The organism is Streptomyces sp. NPDC093071 (assembly GCF_044754545.1).
In the GTDB taxonomy this organism is placed as follows: Bacteria; Actinomycetota; Actinomycetes; order Streptomycetales; family Streptomycetaceae; genus Streptomyces.
This window is the reverse complement of record NZ_JBIVPH010000001.1, coordinates 330,526-346,256: the sequence shown is the minus strand read 5'-3', so window position 1 is coordinate 346,256 and position 15,731 is coordinate 330,526. Positions and strand designations below refer to the sequence as shown.

Sequence of the window (15,731 nt, the reverse complement as noted above, 5' to 3'; positions counted from 1 at the left end):
ATCATCGCCCATGATTGTTTAAAATAAAACTATAAGCTTCTGGAGGGGTCGAGGATGAGCGGCAAGACGGAGACGGGGCCCGGGGCGGCAGGATCCGGAACGGCGGGATCCGGGGTCGAGGTGCTGTCCGCCCGGGACGTCCCCCTGGGCGGCCCGCGGGCGATGACCGTACGGCGCACGCTCCCGCAGCGGGCCCGTACCCTCATCGGGGCCTGGTGCTTCGCCGACCACTACGGCCCCGACGACGTCGCGGAGTCCGGCGGCATGGACGTGGCCCCGCACCCGCACATCGGTCTGCAGACCGTGAGCTGGCTGTTCGACGGGGAGATCGAGCACCGCGACAGCCTGGGCAGCCACGCGCTCGTACGGCCCGGCGAACTCAACCTCATGACGGGCGGCCGCGGCATCAGCCACTCGGAGGTCTCCACCGCCCGCACCACGCTCCTGCACGGCGTACAGCTGTGGGTCGCCCTCCCCGGGGAGCACCGGAACGCGGCCCGCGACTTCCAGCACTACGCGCCGGGGACCGTTCGCCTCGACGGGGCGGACGTCAGGGTCTTCCTCGGCTCCCTGGCCGGCGAGACCTCCCCGGTACGGACGTTCACCCCCCTGCTCGGCGCCGAACTCCGCCTCGACCCGGGGGCGACCGTCACGCTCGCCACGGACCCCGCCTTCGAGCACGGCCTGCTCGTCGACGAAGGCGAGGTCCGCCTCTCCGGCACCCTCCTGCGCCCGGCCGAACTGGGCTACACCGCCCCCGGCTCCACCACCCTCACCCTCACGAACGCATCGGACGCACCGGCCCGCACGGTCCTCCTCGGCGGCCCGCCGTTCGAGGAGGAGGTCGTCATGTGGTGGAACTTCGTGGGCCGCACGGACGAGGAGATCCGGCAGGCGCGCGAGGACTGGGCGGCCGCCTCCGACCGCTTCGGCGAGGTCGCCGGCTACCCCGGCGACCGCCTGCCCGCACCGGAACTGCCCACGACCCCGCTGAAGCCGCGCGGGCGAGTGCGCTGACGCGGGAAACCTGGGGGCGGGGCGACCGTGCTTCCACGGGCGGCCACCCGGGGCCCCGGCGCGTTCGCCGCGCGGAGTCCTCGGGGTCTTCGGGGCGCCCGCCCTATCCTGGAATCCTCGGGGAACGGGGAAGGTGACGCGGATGAACTGGATCTGGGTGGTCCTCATACTCTTCTGGACCGGCGGCTTCGCATGGGCGGCGGACAACGTCCGCACCGCGCTGAAGCACCGGCACGAGCGCAGGATGGAGCTGCTGGAGGCCGCCAAGCAGGAACGGCTGGCGATCGAGGCGGCGCACAAGTCGCCGGAGCCCGTGTGCGGATGCACGCACCACCTCGCCAAGCACGACAAGCAGGGCCGGTGCCACGAGCGCGTCGAGGTGCCGACCGCCTGGGACGAGAACAAGAAGCCCCTGCGCTACGAGGCCGGACAGTGCAACTGCCAGCAGTACGTGGGTCCGCAGCCCCTCTCCCAGGTGTTCGCGGAAGAGCTGACGGACCGGGCCTGACCGGATCCGGGCGTACGGGCTCCCGCCCTCAGGGGCTCGCGGGATCGAAGCCGTAGCGCGGGCTCGCGGACCCGCCGGATTCCCGTCGGTAGACGTAGACGGCGGCCGCCCGCACATCGCTGCCGGGGGTTTCGACCCGGCACGGCACGGTCACCTGGATCACGTCGGGGGACCCCCGCACCTCCAGGCGCACGCCGTCGGCCGGACCGCCGACGAGAAGGGCGGACCTGTACGCGTGCTCGTCCTCGTTCCTGGGCATGGCGGCACCTCGAAGGCCGGACGGGAGCGGGCGGGCGCCGGACCGCGGCGGCACCCCCGGGCGGTGTGGGGGTGCCGGGCGGAACGGGGCGGGACCACTCGGCGGTGGCGGGGCTACTTGGCGGTGGCGAGCGCGGCGAGCGCCTGCGCCCAGCGCGCGTACTTCAGCTCCGCGAGGTCGGAGACCGTCTCGACCCCGAAGGCCTCCCGCAGCAGTTCGCCGTCCCGGTCGGACACGCCCTTGAGCGCGGCGACCGGGGCCGCGAGGATCTCGGGCAGGCTCTTGTCCGCCCACGCCTTGTCCAGCACCTTGTCCAGGTCGATCGAAGCCATGACACCCTCCCGAGGGGAACGAACGAGCACGGCGAAGGACCCGCCCGCCGACTCGCGGACGCCTCGCCCCGCACTCTCTACAGTGTTGTAGAAGCTTAGGGGGTGGATGCCTCGACGGGGGTGCTCCTCGTGGGCCTCCGGCCAGAAAGTCCGAAAATGATCACGCGGTGACGAAGGGCGTGCCGCTTCCGGCCCCCCGGCCCTCGATGCCCGTTCGCCTTTCCTCTACAGTTGAGTAGAGGCCTGTGTGCTTCCACGATCGTTTTCCCCGGAGCGAGAAGGAGCGAGCGACCCGCGATGGGTGAGCCTCCTGGTACGCGCAGTGCCCCCGCCCGCCCGGACGAGTCGCGCCGGGCGGCGTCGTCCCGGCCCGCGTGACGACGGAGGGCGTCCCGGGGGAACTCGTCGGCCCCGTCGCCGTGTGATCCCGCGCCCTCGTCACGTACCCGCAGATACTCGGGTTCCGATCACCGTCCCCAGAAGGAGCGCCTTCTTGTCCGCCAGAACGACCCGCCCCCACGTTCCCGGGGGCGGTGGCCGATGAACGCCGCTCTCGGCCTGCTGGCCGTCCTCGTGCTGACGGCCGGTACCGGCTACTTCGTCGCTCAGGAGTTCGCCTACGTCGCCGCCGACCGCCTCGCGCTCGCCCGGGAGGCCGAAGCGGGGGACAAGCGGGCGGCCCGCGCGCTGAAGGTCCTCGCACGCCTCTCGTTCATGCTGTCGGGCGCGCAGCTCGGCATCACCGTCACCGGCCTGGTCGTCGGCTTTCTCGCCGAACCGTCCGTCTCCGCCCTCCTCCGGCCCCTTCTGGAGGGCACGGGCCTGTCCGCCGGCGCGGTCTCCGCGATCTCCGTCGTCCTCGCCTTCGCCCTGGCCACCGTCCTGCAGATGGTCCTGGGCGAACTCGCGCCCAAGAACCTGGCACTGGCGGTGCCCGAGCGGCTGGCCAAGTCGCTGGCCCCCTCCACCCTCCTCTACCTGAAGGTCGTCGGCCCGGTCGTCCGCGTCTTCGACGGCGCCGCCAACAAGCTGCTGCGCAAGGTCGGCATCGAGCCGGTCGAGGAACTGCACCACGGCGCGACGCTGGAGGAGCTGAGCCATCTGATCGGCGAGTCCCACGAACAGGGCGAGCTGCCACCGGCCACCGCCGAGCTGCTCGACCACGCCCTGGAGTTCTCCGAGCGCACCATGGCCGAGGTCATGGTGCCGCGCGCCGACGCCGTCTTCGTGCGCAAGGACGCCACCCTCGCCGAAGCCGTGGAGCTGATCGCCCGGCACGGCCACTCCAACTACCCGGTCCTCGGCGACCACCCCGACGACGTCACCGGCGTCCTGGGTGTGAACGAGCTGATGCGCCTGCCCGGGACCGCCTTCGGCACCACCACCGCGGGCGAGGCCGCCCGCCGCCCGCTCCTGCTGCCCGACACCCTGCCGCTGCCGAGGGCGGTGGCGCAGATGCGCGAGCGCGACGACGAGTTCGCCGTCGTCCTCGACGAACACGGCGGCGTCGCCGGCGTCGTGACCTACGAGGACATCGCCGAAGAACTCGTCGGGGACATCGCCGACGAGAACGACAGGATCGTCGCCGTCGCCGCCCGGGACGGCGAGGGGTGGCGGGTGGACGCGGGCCGGCGCCTCGACGAGGTCGAGCAGGCCACCGGCATCGCCCTGCCCGAGGAGGACGACTACGACACCGTGGCCGGCCTGATCATCGACCGTCTCGGCCGCTTCCCGACCATCGGGGACCGGCTCACCGTGGACGGCGTGCGGATCGAGGTCCTCGGCCTCGACCGCCACGTCCCCGAGCGCGTCCGCATCGAGAAGGTCCGCGCCGAGCAGGCCGAGGAGGCCCGGGCATGAGCTTCCCCATGGCACTCTTCGTCACCGTCCTGCTGCTGATCGGCAGCGGATTCTTCGTCGCCGCCGAGTTCGCCCTCGTCGCGGCCAAGCGCCACCGCATCGAGAAGGCCGTCGCCGAGGGGCGGCGCGGCGCCAAGGCGGCGCTCGCCGGTATGCGCGAACTGTCCCTGATGCTCGCCGGAGCCCAGCTCGGCATCACCCTGTGCACCCTCGGCCTCGGCGCGATCTCCAAGCCGGCCGTCTCCCACGAGCTCGACCCGCTGCTGGTCGGGCTGGGCCTGCCCGCGGGCCTCAGCTACGGGATCTCCTTCGCCGTGGCCATGGTCGTCGTGGTCTTCCTCCACATGGTCGTCGGCGAGATGGCCCCCAAGTCCTGGGCCATCGCCCGCCCGGAGCGCTCGGCCATGCTCCTCACCCCGCTCTTCAGGGCCCTGGTCAAGACCGTGCGCCCGCTGATCTGGCTCCTGAACAAGGTCAGCAACGCGCTCGTGCGCCTGTGCCACGTCCAGCCCCGCGACGAACTGACCGCCGTCCACAACCGCGAACAGCTCACCCACCTCGTCGTGGAGTCCGAACGGCTGGGACTGATCAACAAGACCGACTCCCAGCTCATCACCCGCTCGCTGACCGAGCCCCAGACGCCGGTGGCGAGCCTGCAGACCCCGACCGCCGACATCGTCACGGTCCCGGCCGGCGCCGACCTCGACGCCCTTCTGGCCCGGGCCTCCGAAGCGGGCCGCTCGCGCCTCCTGGTCCGCGACGGCGACCGGTTCCTCGGCTCGGTCCACGCCCGCGACGCCCTGGTCGCCCGCACCCGCGGCCGGGACCTCACCGCCCGCGACCTCGCCCGCCCCGTACCCGAACTGACCACCGCCACCACGGTCTCCGAGGCCGTCGAGCGACTGCGCCGCCGCCGCTCCTCCCTCGCCGTCGTGCGCGACGAGGAGGGGACCCTCACCGGGCTGGTCAGCCTCGACGACCTGCTGGTACGGCTGATGGGCCCGCAGACGACCTGAGGTCCCGGGGGGAGCCGTACCCCCGGCCCGTCGTCCAACCGCGTCGCGGTGGCGGATCCGGTGAGATCACCCGAACGGGGCGTTCCCTTTCGCGGGCGAGGTCGTTGGGGAGTCTGGAATTCCGCAACCGATCACAACCGACCGATGCCCGCCCGAGCCACCGCGAACCTCTTCGCAGGAACGTATCTGCGACTCCGCTTCGGGGTGGCTCACCGGGCGGGTTCCGCACCTCGGCGTGGCGTTCCGCCACCGTCGCTACAGATACAGAAACCGTGAAGAAGCTCATCGCAACCGCACTGTTCACCGGCGCCTTCGCCGCGGGCACGGCCATGACCGCGCCTCCGGAACTGGCCAGCCGCACCGCCCCTCTGCCGTCGGCCGACAAGCTGTACGACCTGCTGGAGGGGGACGCCGTCGACGAGACGCCGCCGGTCACGCCGCAGGAGTGATCCCGGCGCTCCCGGCGGTCCGGTCAGGCCGCGTCCGCGCGCGCGGCGATCGCGTCGAGGAGCAGCCCGAGGGTCGTCTCGAACTGGTCGTCGTCGTCGGCCTCGGCCAAGTAGGGGGCGACGGCGGCCAGATGGGGGTGGAGCGCGGGCGGCACGGCGAGGTACTCCCGGCGCCAGGCCATCCTGTCGCCCTCCCGGGAACGGCCGTCGAGCGCGGCGGCGGCCGCCTCGTACGAGGAGAGCGCGAGGGCCGTGTCGACCAGGGAACGGTAGTAGCGGGCCGCGTCCCGCTCGCCGAAGCCCGCCGCGCGGAGCGCGCCGACGACCACGTCCGCGCCGCGGAACTCCGCTGCGCGCCGGGATACCCGGGTGGTGGAGAGGAGGGCGACCTGGGGGTGGGCCAGACAGGCCGCGCGCATCCGCCGCGCCAGCGTCTCCAGCGTCCGCCGCCAGTCGTCCGCCGGCGCGAAGCCGTCGAGGGCCTCTTCGACCAGCCGGTCCGCGAGGCCGAGCAGGATCTCGTCCTTGCCCGAGAAGTGCCGGAGCACCGCGGTGTGGTTCGCGCCCAGCTCGGCGCCGAGACGGCGGAGCGTCAACGCGTCGGGGCCCTCGCGCTCCACCAGGGCGAGGGCGGTGTCCAGGATCCGCTCCTGGTTCAGGGCGGTGGTGGGCGGACGGCCACGGCGGGCTCTCCCCGGGGGCGCGTCCCGCCCTGCGGATTCCGTCATGGCCGCCATCCTACCGGCCGCCACCAGGGCTTCTCCGGTCCGCTCAACCGTCGTCCCGGGCCAGCCGGGCGGTGAGCGCGGTGAGCGCGGCCACCGTCTCGGCGTCCCGCTCCGGATCGTCCGCCGTCGGCCAGGCGCTGGTCTTCACCACCACCACGTCCGCGACGGGATCGACCCAGAGGAACTGGCCGTGGATGCCCAAGCCGGTGAAGGCCCGGTGCTCCCCGCCCAGCGTCCACCACTGGTTCGCGTACCCGTAGTGGGCGGGCAGGCCGCCGCCGAGGGCGCCGACCTCCAGGTGCGGCAGCCCCGCCCCCCGGCTGCGCTCGGCCCACGCCGCCGGTACGACCCGCCGTCCGTCCCAGAGCCCGCCGTGCGCCATCAGCACCCCGAGCCGTGCCAGGTCCCGGACCGTCGCGTTGAACGAACCGCCGCCGAGCGCGGTGCGCGGCCGCCCCCGGGTCAGGAAGTAGTACGCGTCGCTCTCCGCCCCGACCGGATCCCACAGGCGCCGGGCCGCGTAGCGGGCCAGCGGCGTGCCCGTCGCCGCCTCCAGGACCCGGCCCAGCACCTGGGTGTCCAGCGTGGAGTAGTTGAACGCGGTCCCGGGCTCGGCGGCGCGCGGCAGCGAGCGCAGGACGTCCAGGACCGATCCGCCCCCGGTCACCGCCCGTTCGAAGCGGCCGATCGGCGCGTCGGGGTCTGTGTAGTCCTCGACGCCGCCGACGCCGCTGCACATGTCGAGCAGGTGCCCGACCGTCACCCCGTCGTAGGCGGAGCCGGCCAGCTCGGGCAGGTGGGAGACCGCCTGGTCGTCCAGGGAGAGGGCGCCCTCCTCCAGGGCGATGCCCACCAGCATCGACGTCACCGACTTCGTCAGGGAGAACAGCTGGAACCGCGTTCCGGGCGAGGCGAAGCGGCCGGGATGGCTCTCGTGGACCAGGACGCCCCGGTGGACCACGGCGAACCCGGTCGTGTGGGTGCGGCGGTGGAGGTCCTCCAGGGTGTGCCGCCGCCCGCCGAACTCGTAGGAGCACTCCAGGGTCCGTAGGCGCCGGACGAACGGCCTCGGCCGCGGGGAACGGGGCACGGTGTCCGTGGGCATCAGGGCCGACATGTGCGTGAACGTCCACTCGTTGACCGGCCGCCCGGTGGCCACCGCCCCCTGGTTGCGCCACAGCCACACCGCCCCCGCGACCAGACCGGCCCCTGCCGCCAGGCCCACCCCGGCGACCGCCGCGCCGCCGAGCCCTCGCGCGTTGAACACCATGCCGTCCTCCACTCTCGCTCCAGCATTTTGAACCAATGGTGACACCAGTGGTGACTGGAGGGCAAGAAGGGGTCGTGCCGGTGGCCGGTGTTCCGGGTGCCGTCCGCGACCGGCCCCGGAGCCGTGGTGGCCTACCGCAACCCGGCCGGCGACTACGGCACCGACCGCCTCCAGGAATAGCCCCGGTTCCCACCGCGGTTGCCACGGCCATGACGACCGATACGCCGCGGCCCGAGGTGCTGCGCTACACCGCCTTCTCCAGCGCCCCCGACGGCGGGAACCCCGCCGGTGTCGTCCTGGACGCCACCGGACTGGACGACGACGCCATGCTGGCCGTCGCCGCCGACCTCGGATACTCGGAGACCGCCTTCCTGACCGCGCCCCCGGAGGGCCTCGGCGGCCGGGAGGAACGGGCGTACGCCATCCGTTACTTCAGCCCCAGGGCCGAGGTGCCGTTCTGCGGGCACGCCACCGTCGCGACCGCCGTCGCGCTCGCCGAGCGCACGGGCCCCGGGAAGCTGGTCTTCGCGACGCCCGCCGGCACCGTGCCCGTGGAGGTCGTCCGGGAGGGCGGGACGCTCCGGGCCACGCTCACCAGCGTCGAGCCGCACGTCGAGGAGATCGCCGGCGCCGACCTCGCGGAGGCGCTCGCCGCGCTCGGCTGGCCGGCCGCCGACCTCGACCCGGCCTTCCCGCCCCGCATCGCCTTCGCCGGCGCCCGCCACCTCGTCCTCGGGGCCGCCACACGCGCCCGCCTCGCGGACCTCGCCTACGACTTCGCGCGCCTCGAAGCCCTGATGCGGCGCCTGGACCTGACCACGGTCCAGCTGGTGTGGCGGGAGTCGGCCACCGTCTTCCACGTCCGCGACCCGTTCCCCGTCGGCGGCGTCGTCGAGGACCCCGCGACCGGCGCCGCGGCCGCCGCGTTCGGCGCCTACGCCCGTGACCTCGGCCTGGTCCCCCAGGACGCCGTCCTCACCCTGCGCCAGGGCGAGGACATGGGCCGCCCCGGCGAGCTCACGGTGACGCTGCGCGCGGGCGACCCGCGCGTCCGGGTCGGCGGCGAGGGAGCCCGCATCGGCTGAGGCGCCGAAGGCGACCGCCGCGCGGCACCCGGCGGTCGCCGTTCCCGTACGCACGCCGTCCCGTGGGGCACGGGAGCCGGTCCGTCAAGTGTTGCGTGTGCCTCACCCGTGGACGCTGTTCAAGGAGAGCTCCGGGCGGCCAAGCTGAGCGGCGTGCTCCGGAGCATCGAGGGCGCACTTCTGATCGAGTCGGAACACGCCGTTGACGGCCAGAGCAGCGAACGGAGAACACTCGTGATTGTCGGAGTCCTCAAGGAAGCGCGGGCAGGTGAAAGTCGCGTTTCGGCCACGCCGGCCACGGTCGAACAGATCCGCAAACTGGGGTACGGCGTGGTCGTCGACCCCGGCGCGGGCGTCGCGGCCGGTTTCACCGACGGCGCCTACGAGGCCGCCGGTGCGACCGTCGGCGACGCGGTGGCGGCGGACGTGGTGCTGGGGGTCAACGCCCCGGCCCCGGACCAGCTCGACCGGGTCCGGCCCGAGGCCACGGTGATCGCCCTGTTCGCCCCCGCCTTCGACCCGGCGATGGTCGAGGACCTGGGCCGCCGCCCCTTCACCGCCCTGTCGATGGACGCCGTGCCGCGCATCAGCCGCGCGCAGTCCATGGACGTGCTGTCCTCGATGGCGAACATCGCCGGCTACCGGGCCGTCATCGAGGCGGCGCACGAGTTCGGCCGGTTCTTCACCGGCCAGGTGACCGCGGCCGGCAAGGTGCCTCCGGCGAAGGTGCTGATCGCGGGCGCCGGCGTCGCGGGACTGGCGGCGATCGGCGCCTCGGGCTCGCTCGGCGCGATCGTCCGCGCCACCGACCCCCGGCCGGAGGTGGCCGACCAGGTCCGCTCCCTCGGCGGCGAGTACCTGTCGATCGAGTCCCCCGAGACCGAGGTCTCGAAGACCGGCTACGCCAAGGAGATGGGCGACGACTACAAGGCGCGCGAGGCCGAGCTCTACGCCGCCCAGTGCCGCGAGGTCGACATCGTCATCACCACCGCGCTGATCCCCGGCCGCCCCGCGCCGACGCTGATCACCGCCGAGATGGTGGCGGCCATGAAGCCGGGTTCGGTGATCGTCGACATGGCGGCCGCCAACGGCGGCAACGTCGAGGGCACCGTGAAGGGCGAGAGGACCGTCACGGAGAACGGCGTGACGATCATCGGCTACACCGACCTCGCGGGCCGACTGCCCGCGCAGGCCTCGCAGTTGTACGGCACCAACCTGGTGAACCTGCTGAAGCTGATGACCCCGGACAAGGACGCCCGCCTCGTCCTCGACTGGGACGACCCGGTACAGCGCTCGATCACCGTCGTGCGCGAGGGCGAGTCGGCCTGGCCGCCCCCGCCGGTCCAGGTCTCGGCCGCCCCGGCCCCCGCGCCCGCCGCCCCGGTGGAACCCGCGCCGAAGAAGCCGCCGATGACGGCGGGGCAGAAGTTCGGCGGCGTCGCCCTCGGCGCCCTCGCCCTCTTCCTCGCCGCCGCGTTCGCGCCGGCGGCGCTCCTGCCCCACGTGACGGTCTTCGTGCTCGCGATCGTGATCGGCTATTACGTGATCGGCCACGTGCACCACGCCCTGCACACCCCGCTGATGTCGGTGACGAACGCGATCTCCGGGATCATCGTCGTCGGCGCGCTCCTGCAGATCGGCCACACCAGCACGGCGGTCACGGTGCTGTCGTCCGTGGCGATCCTCCTGGCCAGTATCAACGTCTTCGGCGGCTTCGCGGTGACGCGTCGTATGCTCGCCATGTTCAACCGGAGCTGACATGTCTGCGACCATTGCCGCACAGGCGGCGTACCTCGTTGCCGCGCTGCTGTTCATCCTGGCGCTTGCAGGACTCTCCAAGCACGAGACGGCACGGCTCGGCAACGCGTTCGGGATGCTCGGCATGGGCGTCGCGCTCGTCGCGACGGTCGTGCTCGCCGTGGACGGCGACGTCAGCACCGCGGGCCTCGGCCTGATGGGCGTCGCGATGCTGATCGGCGCCCTGATCGGCCTCCAGCGGGCCCGGGGCGTCGAGATGACCGGGATGCCCGAGCTGATCGCGCTGCTGCACTCCTTCGTCGGTCTGGCCGCCGTCCTGGTCAGCTGGAACGGCTTCCTGAACGTCGAGCACGACCCGGACGGCCACGAGGCCAAGGCCCTGGACGCGCTCGGCACCCTCGGCATCCACCACGCCGAGGTGTTCATCGGCCTGTTCATCGGCGCGGTGACCTTCACCGGCTCGATCGTGGCGTACCTGAAGCTCTCCGCGAAGATCGACTCCAAGCCGCTGGTGCTGCCGGGCAAGAACGCCCTGAACCTCGGCTCCCTCGCCCTGTTCGTCGCCCTGACGGTGTGGTTCGTGATCACCCCGGAGCTGTGGCTGCTCGTCGTCGTGACGGCTCTGGCGCTCGCCCTCGGCTGGCACCTGGTGGCCTCGATCGGCGGCGGCGACATGCCGGTCGTGGTCTCGATGCTCAACAGCTACTCCGGCTGGGCCGCGGCCGCCTCCGGCTTCCTGCTCGGCAACGACCTGCTGATCATCACCGGCGCCCTCGTCGGCTCGTCCGGCGCCTACCTCAGCTACATCATGTGCAAGGCGATGAACCGCTCCTTCTTCTCGGTCATCGCCGGAGGCTTCGGCATCGAGGCGCCGTCGGGCTCGGACGTCGACTACGGCGAGCACACCGAGATCACCGCCGAGAGCGCCGCCGAACTGCTCGGCTCGGCCCGGTCCGTGGTCATCACGCCCGGCTACGGCATGGCCGTCGCCCAGGCCCAGTACCCGGTCGCGGAGCTCACCTCGAAGCTGCGCGCCAAGGGCGTCGACGTGCGGTTCGGCATCCATCCGGTCGCCGGCCGCCTGCCCGGCCACATGAACGTGCTCCTCGCCGAGGCCAAGGTGCCGTACGACATCGTCCTCGAAATGGACGAGATCAACGACGACTTCGCCGCGACCGACGTCGTCCTCGTGATCGGCGCCAACGACACGGTCAACCCGGCCGGGGCCGAGGACCCGGGCAGCCCGCTCGCGGGAATGCCGGTCCTCACCGTCTGGGAGGCCGGCAAGGTCATCGTGTTCAAGCGCTCGATGGCCTCCGGGTACGCGGGCGTGCAGAACCCGCTCTTCTTCAAGGAGAACACCTCGATGCTCTTCGGCGACGCGAAGGCCCGGGTCGAGGACATCGTCGGCGCCCTCTGAGGCGCGACGGCGGACGAGGGAGGGCCTCCCGGCCCGGCGCGGCGCAGGACGCCCGCGCCGGAGCCGGGAGGCCCTCGCGCGCCACCGTCCCGCCTCCCGGGCTACTGTCGCGGGCATGGTCGAACACGATGCTTCCGGCGCCACCCGCGAGGCCTACGACGCCGTCGCCTCCACGTACGAGGAGATGTTCCGCGACACCCTGCGGGACCGCCCCCTGGACCGCGCGGCCCTGGACGTCTTCGCCGAGGTCGTACGCGCGGACGGGGGCGGCCGGGTCGCGGACCTGGGCTGCGGGCCCGGGCACATCACCGCCCACCTGGACGGCCTGGGACTGTCGGCGTACGGCGTCGACGCCTCTCCCGCGATGATCGGACTGGCCCGGCGGGCCCATCCGCACCTGCGGTTCGACGTGGGCTCGATGGACGCCCTCGACATCGCCGACGGCACGCTGGACGGCGTGCTCTCCCGGTGGTCCGTCATCCACCTCCCGCCGGACCGACTCCCGCCCGTCCTGGCGGAGTTCCACCGGGTACTGGCACCCGGCGGCCACCTCCTGATCGCCTTCTCGGGGAGCGAGGGTCCGGAGCACCCGACGCAGGTCTTCGACCACGCGGTCGCCCCGGCCTACCGGTGGTGGCCCGACCACCTCTCCGCGCTGCTGCGCGCGCACGGACTCGCCGAGACGGCCCGGACGGTCCGCGAGCCGGAGCCGACCGACCGGCGGCAGTTCCAGGGGATCCACCTGCTGGCCCGCAAGACCTGAACGGGAACCGTCCGGCCGGGTGCCCCGGATCCGGCCGCGCGCTCAGCCGACGAGCGCGAAGTCGCTCTCGGAGCGGGCGCGGGCCAGTTGGCGACGCGCGGCGGCGAGGGCGGCGTCGATGTCGCGGGCGCCGGTGGACGCGCACAGGGTGTGGGTGAGGTCCTCGATCTGCCGGCGGGCCTCGGCCGAGCGGCTCTCGGCGTACAGGCCCCGCAGCATCCCGTACTGCTCGACGAGGCCCTCCAGCACCAGGGGGTGCGCCATCCGCATCGACCGTCTCCTCGTTCCGAAGCCCTGAAGCCCTGATGTCCTGAAGTTCTGAAGTTCTGTGGTTCTGAAGTTCCGTACGGGGAACACACGTTCCGTTCCGCGCGTGTGCCCCGAACCGCGCGTCGGAAACCGTTCGGCACGCACGACGGTTCCGTGCCCGCCGTGCGGGTGCTTTTTCTCCCGGGGGGACGAACGCCGCAGGTCATGGCTCGTGCGATGAAACGATTTCGCCCACACGTCCGCATGTGATCGGTTTGCGGAAAAAGCTGGTCTACGGTCGCCCTGCCGCGTGCCTTCGCCCGAGCCCCCGCAGGAGTTCCCATGACCGTCTCCACGGAGCCGCCCGCCCTCGCCCCCGTGAAGGGGAAGAGCCGGGGGAAGGCCGTCGTGGACTGGCTGACGACGACCGACCACAAGAAGATCGGGCACCTCTACCTGATCACGTCGTTCGTCTTCTTCCTGCTGGGAGGCCTGCTGGCCCTCGTGCTCCGGGCCGAGCTGGCGCGGCCGGGGCTGCAGATCGTCTCGCCCGAGCAGTACAACCAGATCTTCACCCTGCACGGGACGGTGATGCTGCTGCTGTTCGCCACCCCCACCTTCGCCGGTTTCGCCAACGCGATCATGCCCCTGCAGATCGGCTCGCCCGACGTGGCCTTCCCCCGCCTCAACATGTTCTCGTACTGGCTCTTCCTCTTCGGCGGCGTCATCGTCTTCGCGGGAATCCTCACCCCGCAAGGCACGGCGGACTTCGGCTGGACCGCCTACACGCCCCTCAGCGGCGCGGAGCACACGCCCTACGTGGGTGGCGACCTGTGGATCATGGGGCTCGCGCTCGCCGGCTTCGGCACGATCCTCGGCGCGGTCAACTTCATCACCACGATCATCGGGATGCGCGCACCCGGCATGACGATGTTCCGGATGCCGATCTTCACCTGGAACGTCCTGCTGACCTCGGTGCTCGTCCTCTTCGCCTTCCCCGTCCTGGCCGCCGCCCTGTTCGCCCTGGAGGCGGACCGCCGGTTCGGGTCCCACGTCTTCGACCCGGCCAACGGCGGGGCACTCCTGTGGCAGCACCTCTTCTGGTTCTTCGGGCACCCCGAGGTCTACATCATCGCGCTGCCGTTCTTCGGCATCGTCACCGAGATCTTCCCCGTCTTCTCCCGGAAACCGATCTTCGGTTACGTGGGGCTCGTCGGCGCCACCATCGCGATCGCCGGCCTCTCGGTGATGGTGTGGGCACACCACATGTTCGCCACCGGAGCGGTGCTGCTGCCGTTCTTCTCCTTCATGACCTTCCTCATCGCGGTCCCGACCGGAGTGAAGTTCTTCAACTGGATCGGCACGATGTGGAACGGGTCGCTCTCCTTCGAGACGCCCATGCTGTGGTCGATCGGCTTCCTGGTCACCTTCCTGTTCGGCGGTCTGACCGGCATCATCCTCGCCTCGCCGCCGATGGACTTCCACGTCACGGACAGCTATTTCGTCGTCGCCCACTTCCATTACGTGGTCTTCGGCACGGTCGTCTTCGCGATGTTCGCCGGCTTCTACTTCTGGTGGCCCAAGATGACCGGAAAGATGCTCGACGAGCGCCTGGGCAAGGTCCATTTCTGGACCCTGTTCGTCGGTTTCCACGGCACTTTCCTCGTCCAGCACTGGCTCGGCGCCGAAGGAATGCCGAGGCGTTACGCCGACTACCTGTCGGCCGACGGGTTCACCGCCCTGAACACGGTCTCCTCCATCAGCGCGTTCCTGCTGGGGGCATCGACCCTGCCGTTCTTCTACAACGTCTGGGTGACCGCCAAGACCGCCCCACGGGTCACCGTCGACGACCCGTGGGGCTTCGGCCGCTCCCTGGAGTGGGTCACCTCCTGCCCGCCGCCCCGGCACAACTTCGTCACCCTCCCGCGCATCCGCTCCGAGTCCCCGGCCTTCGACCTCAACCACCCGGTCATGGCGGGCCTGGACCAGGGCAAGGACCACAAGCGGGACGTGCTCGACGACTCCGGCGCCGCCACCCACGACGGCCCCGACGCGGGCCGGGACGCCTGACCGCGTACGGCTCCACGGGTCCCTAGGCGGCGGCCCGGCGGCAGTGCAGGAAGACGTGGGGTTCCGGTCCGGCGTCCGGGTGGGCCGGGGTGAACAGCGTCTCCTCGCGCTCCAGCACGTCGAGACCGGCCTCCTCGGCCACGGCGGCGAGGTCCGCCGCGGTGAAGCTGGTCACGCGCACGGGCTGGCCCATGAAGACGGCGTCCACGCCCTCCACGTCCAGCGGCACGGTGGCCAGGACCAGATGACCGCCCGGCCTCAGCGCCCGGACCAGCCGCCGCACCGTGTCCGCCTGCTCGCGCCGGTCCAGCTGGAGCAGGGAGAAGTACACGCAGACCGCGTCGAACGAGGCGTCGTCGAGCGGCAGTTCGCGGACGTCGGCGCACCGGAAGGAGGCGGCCGGCACCTGCCGGGCCGCCAGCTCGACCATGACGGGGGAGACGTCGACGCCCAGCACCTCGTGCCCGGCGCCCGCGAGCGCCTCGGCGGTGGGCCGGCCCGTGCCGCTGCCCACGTCCAGCACGCGGCTGCCCGGCGCGAGCCGCCCGAGCAGCCACTCCAGCGAGCGCCGGTGCGCCTCGGAACCGGCGAACGCCTTCTCGTACGACGCTCCCAGCGCGTCGAACACGACTGCGGCGGGCGGGCGTTGCTGCTCGTCGGTCACGGGGGTCCCTCCAGTCGGACGATCCGGTGCCGTGGCATCGTTCCACCGGCGGGAAGCCGCCCACAAGAGCCCCCGCGAGCGACCCCGCGCTCAGCCCTCGGGGCGGAGGAGACCGCGCTCGTACGCCTTCACCAGCCGCTGCGGGACCCGGTGGACGACCCCGTCGATCGTGACCGGCACGAGCTGCGAGGTGGTCGCCTTCCACTGGGCCCGGCGGTGCCGGGTGTTGCTGCGGGAGGTCTTGCGCTTGGGAACGGCCATGGTCGGCTCCTGGAATGAGGCG

General features: G+C 72.1%; 17 protein-coding genes. 10 read left to right on the top strand and 7 right to left on the bottom strand.

What is annotated here, in order from left to right; all coding sequences use genetic code 11:
• Positions 1 to 54: 54 nt before the first annotated feature.
• Complete coding sequence (locus tag ACIQD7_RS01405) at positions 55 to 1,017, top strand: pirin family protein (RefSeq protein WP_402438433.1); 963 nt, start codon at positions 55 to 57, stop codon at positions 1,015 to 1,017.
• A gap of 142 nt (positions 1,018 to 1,159) precedes the next feature.
• The gene (locus ACIQD7_RS01400; protein WP_402438430.1) at positions 1,160 to 1,525 is read left to right on the top strand and encodes a hypothetical protein; all 366 of its coding nucleotides are present in this window, start codon (positions 1,160 to 1,162) and stop codon (positions 1,523 to 1,525) included.
• Between the two features lie 28 nt (positions 1,526 to 1,553).
• Here the strand turns inward: ACIQD7_RS01400 and ACIQD7_RS01395 are convergent, their stop codons facing one another.
• Both ACIQD7_RS01395 and ACIQD7_RS01390 read right to left on the bottom strand, forming a co-directional pair.
• Positions 1,554 to 1,784, bottom strand: coding sequence for a hypothetical protein (locus tag ACIQD7_RS01395; protein WP_402438427.1), 231 nt, complete (start codon positions 1,782 to 1,784; stop codon positions 1,554 to 1,556).
• A gap of 113 nt (positions 1,785 to 1,897) precedes the next feature.
• A complete protein-coding gene (locus ACIQD7_RS01390) occupies positions 1,898 to 2,116 on the bottom strand; it encodes a hypothetical protein (protein WP_121830067.1) in 219 nt (72 codons plus the stop codon).
• 540 nt (positions 2,117 to 2,656) lie between these two features.
• On the opposite strand from ACIQD7_RS01390, the gene ACIQD7_RS01385 reads away from it, so the two are divergent.
• The 3 genes from ACIQD7_RS01385 to ACIQD7_RS01375 all read left to right on the top strand — a co-directional run bounded on the left by ACIQD7_RS01385 (position 2,657) and on the right by ACIQD7_RS01375 (position 5,441).
• Positions 2,657 to 3,976: a hemolysin family protein gene (locus ACIQD7_RS01385; RefSeq protein WP_402438423.1), complete on the top strand. Its 1,320-nt coding sequence runs from the start codon at positions 2,657 to 2,659 to the stop codon at positions 3,974 to 3,976.
• On the top strand, positions 3,973 to 4,992 hold the full coding sequence (locus ACIQD7_RS01380; RefSeq protein WP_402438420.1) for a hemolysin family protein: 1,020 nt from the start codon (positions 3,973 to 3,975) through the stop codon (positions 4,990 to 4,992). Before ACIQD7_RS01385 ends, ACIQD7_RS01380 begins: the two co-directional genes overlap by 4 nt.
• 272 nt (positions 4,993 to 5,264) lie before the next feature.
• Positions 5,265 to 5,441 (top strand): hypothetical protein, encoded by a 177-nt coding sequence (locus ACIQD7_RS01375; RefSeq protein WP_161374144.1) that lies wholly within the window; start codon positions 5,265 to 5,267, stop codon positions 5,439 to 5,441.
• Positions 5,442 to 5,464: 23 nt separating this feature from the next.
• Here the strand turns inward: ACIQD7_RS01375 and ACIQD7_RS01370 are convergent, their stop codons facing one another.
• Positions 5,465 to 6,169, bottom strand: a complete 705-nt coding sequence (locus ACIQD7_RS01370) for a TetR/AcrR family transcriptional regulator (RefSeq protein ID WP_402438416.1) — start codon at positions 6,167 to 6,169, stop codon at positions 5,465 to 5,467.
• Between the two features lie 43 nt (positions 6,170 to 6,212).
• Positions 6,213 to 7,439 (bottom strand): serine hydrolase domain-containing protein, encoded by a 1,227-nt coding sequence (locus tag ACIQD7_RS01365; RefSeq protein WP_402438413.1) that lies wholly within the window; start codon positions 7,437 to 7,439, stop codon positions 6,213 to 6,215.
• A gap of 209 nt (positions 7,440 to 7,648) precedes the next feature.
• Here ACIQD7_RS01365 and ACIQD7_RS01360 point away from each other — a divergent pair, with 209 nt between their 5' ends.
• The 4 genes from ACIQD7_RS01360 (at position 7,649) to ACIQD7_RS01345 (ending at position 12,465) form a co-directional block, all read left to right on the top strand.
• Complete coding sequence (locus tag ACIQD7_RS01360) at positions 7,649 to 8,524, top strand: PhzF family phenazine biosynthesis protein (protein WP_402438410.1); 876 nt, start codon at positions 7,649 to 7,651, stop codon at positions 8,522 to 8,524.
• A gap of 234 nt (positions 8,525 to 8,758) precedes the next feature.
• A complete protein-coding gene (locus tag ACIQD7_RS01355; protein ID WP_121830088.1) occupies positions 8,759 to 10,282 on the top strand; it encodes a Re/Si-specific NAD(P)(+) transhydrogenase subunit alpha in 1,524 nt (507 codons plus the stop codon).
• Between the two features lies 1 nt (position 10,283).
• Positions 10,284 to 11,702, top strand: coding sequence for a Re/Si-specific NAD(P)(+) transhydrogenase subunit beta (gene pntB, locus ACIQD7_RS01350; RefSeq protein ID WP_402438405.1), 1,419 nt, complete (start codon positions 10,284 to 10,286; stop codon positions 11,700 to 11,702).
• Between the two features lie 115 nt (positions 11,703 to 11,817).
• Positions 11,818 to 12,465: a class I SAM-dependent methyltransferase gene (locus ACIQD7_RS01345; protein WP_402438402.1), complete on the top strand. Its 648-nt coding sequence runs from the start codon at positions 11,818 to 11,820 to the stop codon at positions 12,463 to 12,465.
• Between the two features lie 42 nt (positions 12,466 to 12,507).
• Here ACIQD7_RS01345 and ACIQD7_RS01340 read toward each other — a convergent pair whose 3' ends face one another.
• Entirely contained in the window at positions 12,508 to 12,735 is a 228-nt protein-coding gene (locus ACIQD7_RS01340; RefSeq protein WP_402438399.1) for a DUF5133 domain-containing protein, read from the bottom strand.
• A gap of 321 nt (positions 12,736 to 13,056) precedes the next feature.
• Between ACIQD7_RS01340 and ctaD the strand changes: the two genes are divergently transcribed.
• Positions 13,057 to 14,784: a cytochrome c oxidase subunit I gene (ctaD, locus tag ACIQD7_RS01335; RefSeq protein ID WP_121830058.1), complete on the top strand. Its 1,728-nt coding sequence runs from the start codon at positions 13,057 to 13,059 to the stop codon at positions 14,782 to 14,784.
• A gap of 22 nt (positions 14,785 to 14,806) precedes the next feature.
• On the opposite strand, the gene ACIQD7_RS01330 is transcribed toward ctaD, so the two are convergent.
• Both ACIQD7_RS01330 and rpmF read right to left on the bottom strand, forming a co-directional pair.
• Positions 14,807 to 15,448 (bottom strand): class I SAM-dependent methyltransferase, encoded by a 642-nt coding sequence (locus tag ACIQD7_RS01330; RefSeq protein WP_402438396.1) that lies wholly within the window; start codon positions 15,446 to 15,448, stop codon positions 14,807 to 14,809.
• A gap of 90 nt (positions 15,449 to 15,538) precedes the next feature.
• Positions 15,539 to 15,709, bottom strand: coding sequence for a 50S ribosomal protein L32 (gene rpmF / locus ACIQD7_RS01325; protein WP_402438394.1), 171 nt, complete (start codon positions 15,707 to 15,709; stop codon positions 15,539 to 15,541).
• Positions 15,710 to 15,731: the final 22 nt, after the last annotated feature.

What these genes read in the sequence shown, in the direction of transcription:
- ACIQD7_RS01405 (WP_402438433.1), top strand. Translation starts at nt 55, where the DNA reads ATGAGCGGCAAGACGGAGACGGGGCCCGGGGCGGCAGGATCCGGAACG.
- ACIQD7_RS01400 (WP_402438430.1), top strand. Translation starts at nt 1,160, where the DNA reads ATGAACTGGATCTGGGTGGTCCTCATACTCTTCTGGACCGGCGGCTTC.
- ACIQD7_RS01395 (WP_402438427.1), bottom strand. Translation starts at nt 1,784, where the DNA reads ATGCCCAGGAACGAGGACGAGCACGCGTACAGGTCCGCCCTTCTCGTC.
- ACIQD7_RS01390 (WP_121830067.1), bottom strand. Translation starts at nt 2,116, where the DNA reads ATGGCTTCGATCGACCTGGACAAGGTGCTGGACAAGGCGTGGGCGGAC.
- ACIQD7_RS01385 (WP_402438423.1), top strand. Translation starts at nt 2,657, where the DNA reads ATGAACGCCGCTCTCGGCCTGCTGGCCGTCCTCGTGCTGACGGCCGGT.
- ACIQD7_RS01380 (WP_402438420.1), top strand. Translation starts at nt 3,973, where the DNA reads ATGAGCTTCCCCATGGCACTCTTCGTCACCGTCCTGCTGCTGATCGGC.
- ACIQD7_RS01370 (WP_402438416.1), bottom strand. Translation starts at nt 6,169, where the DNA reads ATGACGGAATCCGCAGGGCGGGACGCGCCCCCGGGGAGAGCCCGCCGT.
- ACIQD7_RS01365 (WP_402438413.1), bottom strand. Translation starts at nt 7,439, where the DNA reads ATGGTGTTCAACGCGCGAGGGCTCGGCGGCGCGGCGGTCGCCGGGGTG.
- ACIQD7_RS01360 (WP_402438410.1), top strand. Translation starts at nt 7,649, where the DNA reads ATGACGACCGATACGCCGCGGCCCGAGGTGCTGCGCTACACCGCCTTC.
- pntB (WP_402438405.1), top strand. Translation starts at nt 10,284, where the DNA reads ATGTCTGCGACCATTGCCGCACAGGCGGCGTACCTCGTTGCCGCGCTG.
- ACIQD7_RS01345 (WP_402438402.1), top strand. Translation starts at nt 11,818, where the DNA reads ATGGTCGAACACGATGCTTCCGGCGCCACCCGCGAGGCCTACGACGCC.
- ACIQD7_RS01340 (WP_402438399.1), bottom strand. Translation starts at nt 12,735, where the DNA reads ATGCGGATGGCGCACCCCCTGGTGCTGGAGGGCCTCGTCGAGCAGTAC.
- ctaD (WP_121830058.1), top strand. Translation starts at nt 13,057, where the DNA reads ATGACCGTCTCCACGGAGCCGCCCGCCCTCGCCCCCGTGAAGGGGAAG.
- rpmF (WP_402438394.1), bottom strand. Translation starts at nt 15,709, where the DNA reads ATGGCCGTTCCCAAGCGCAAGACCTCCCGCAGCAACACCCGGCACCGC.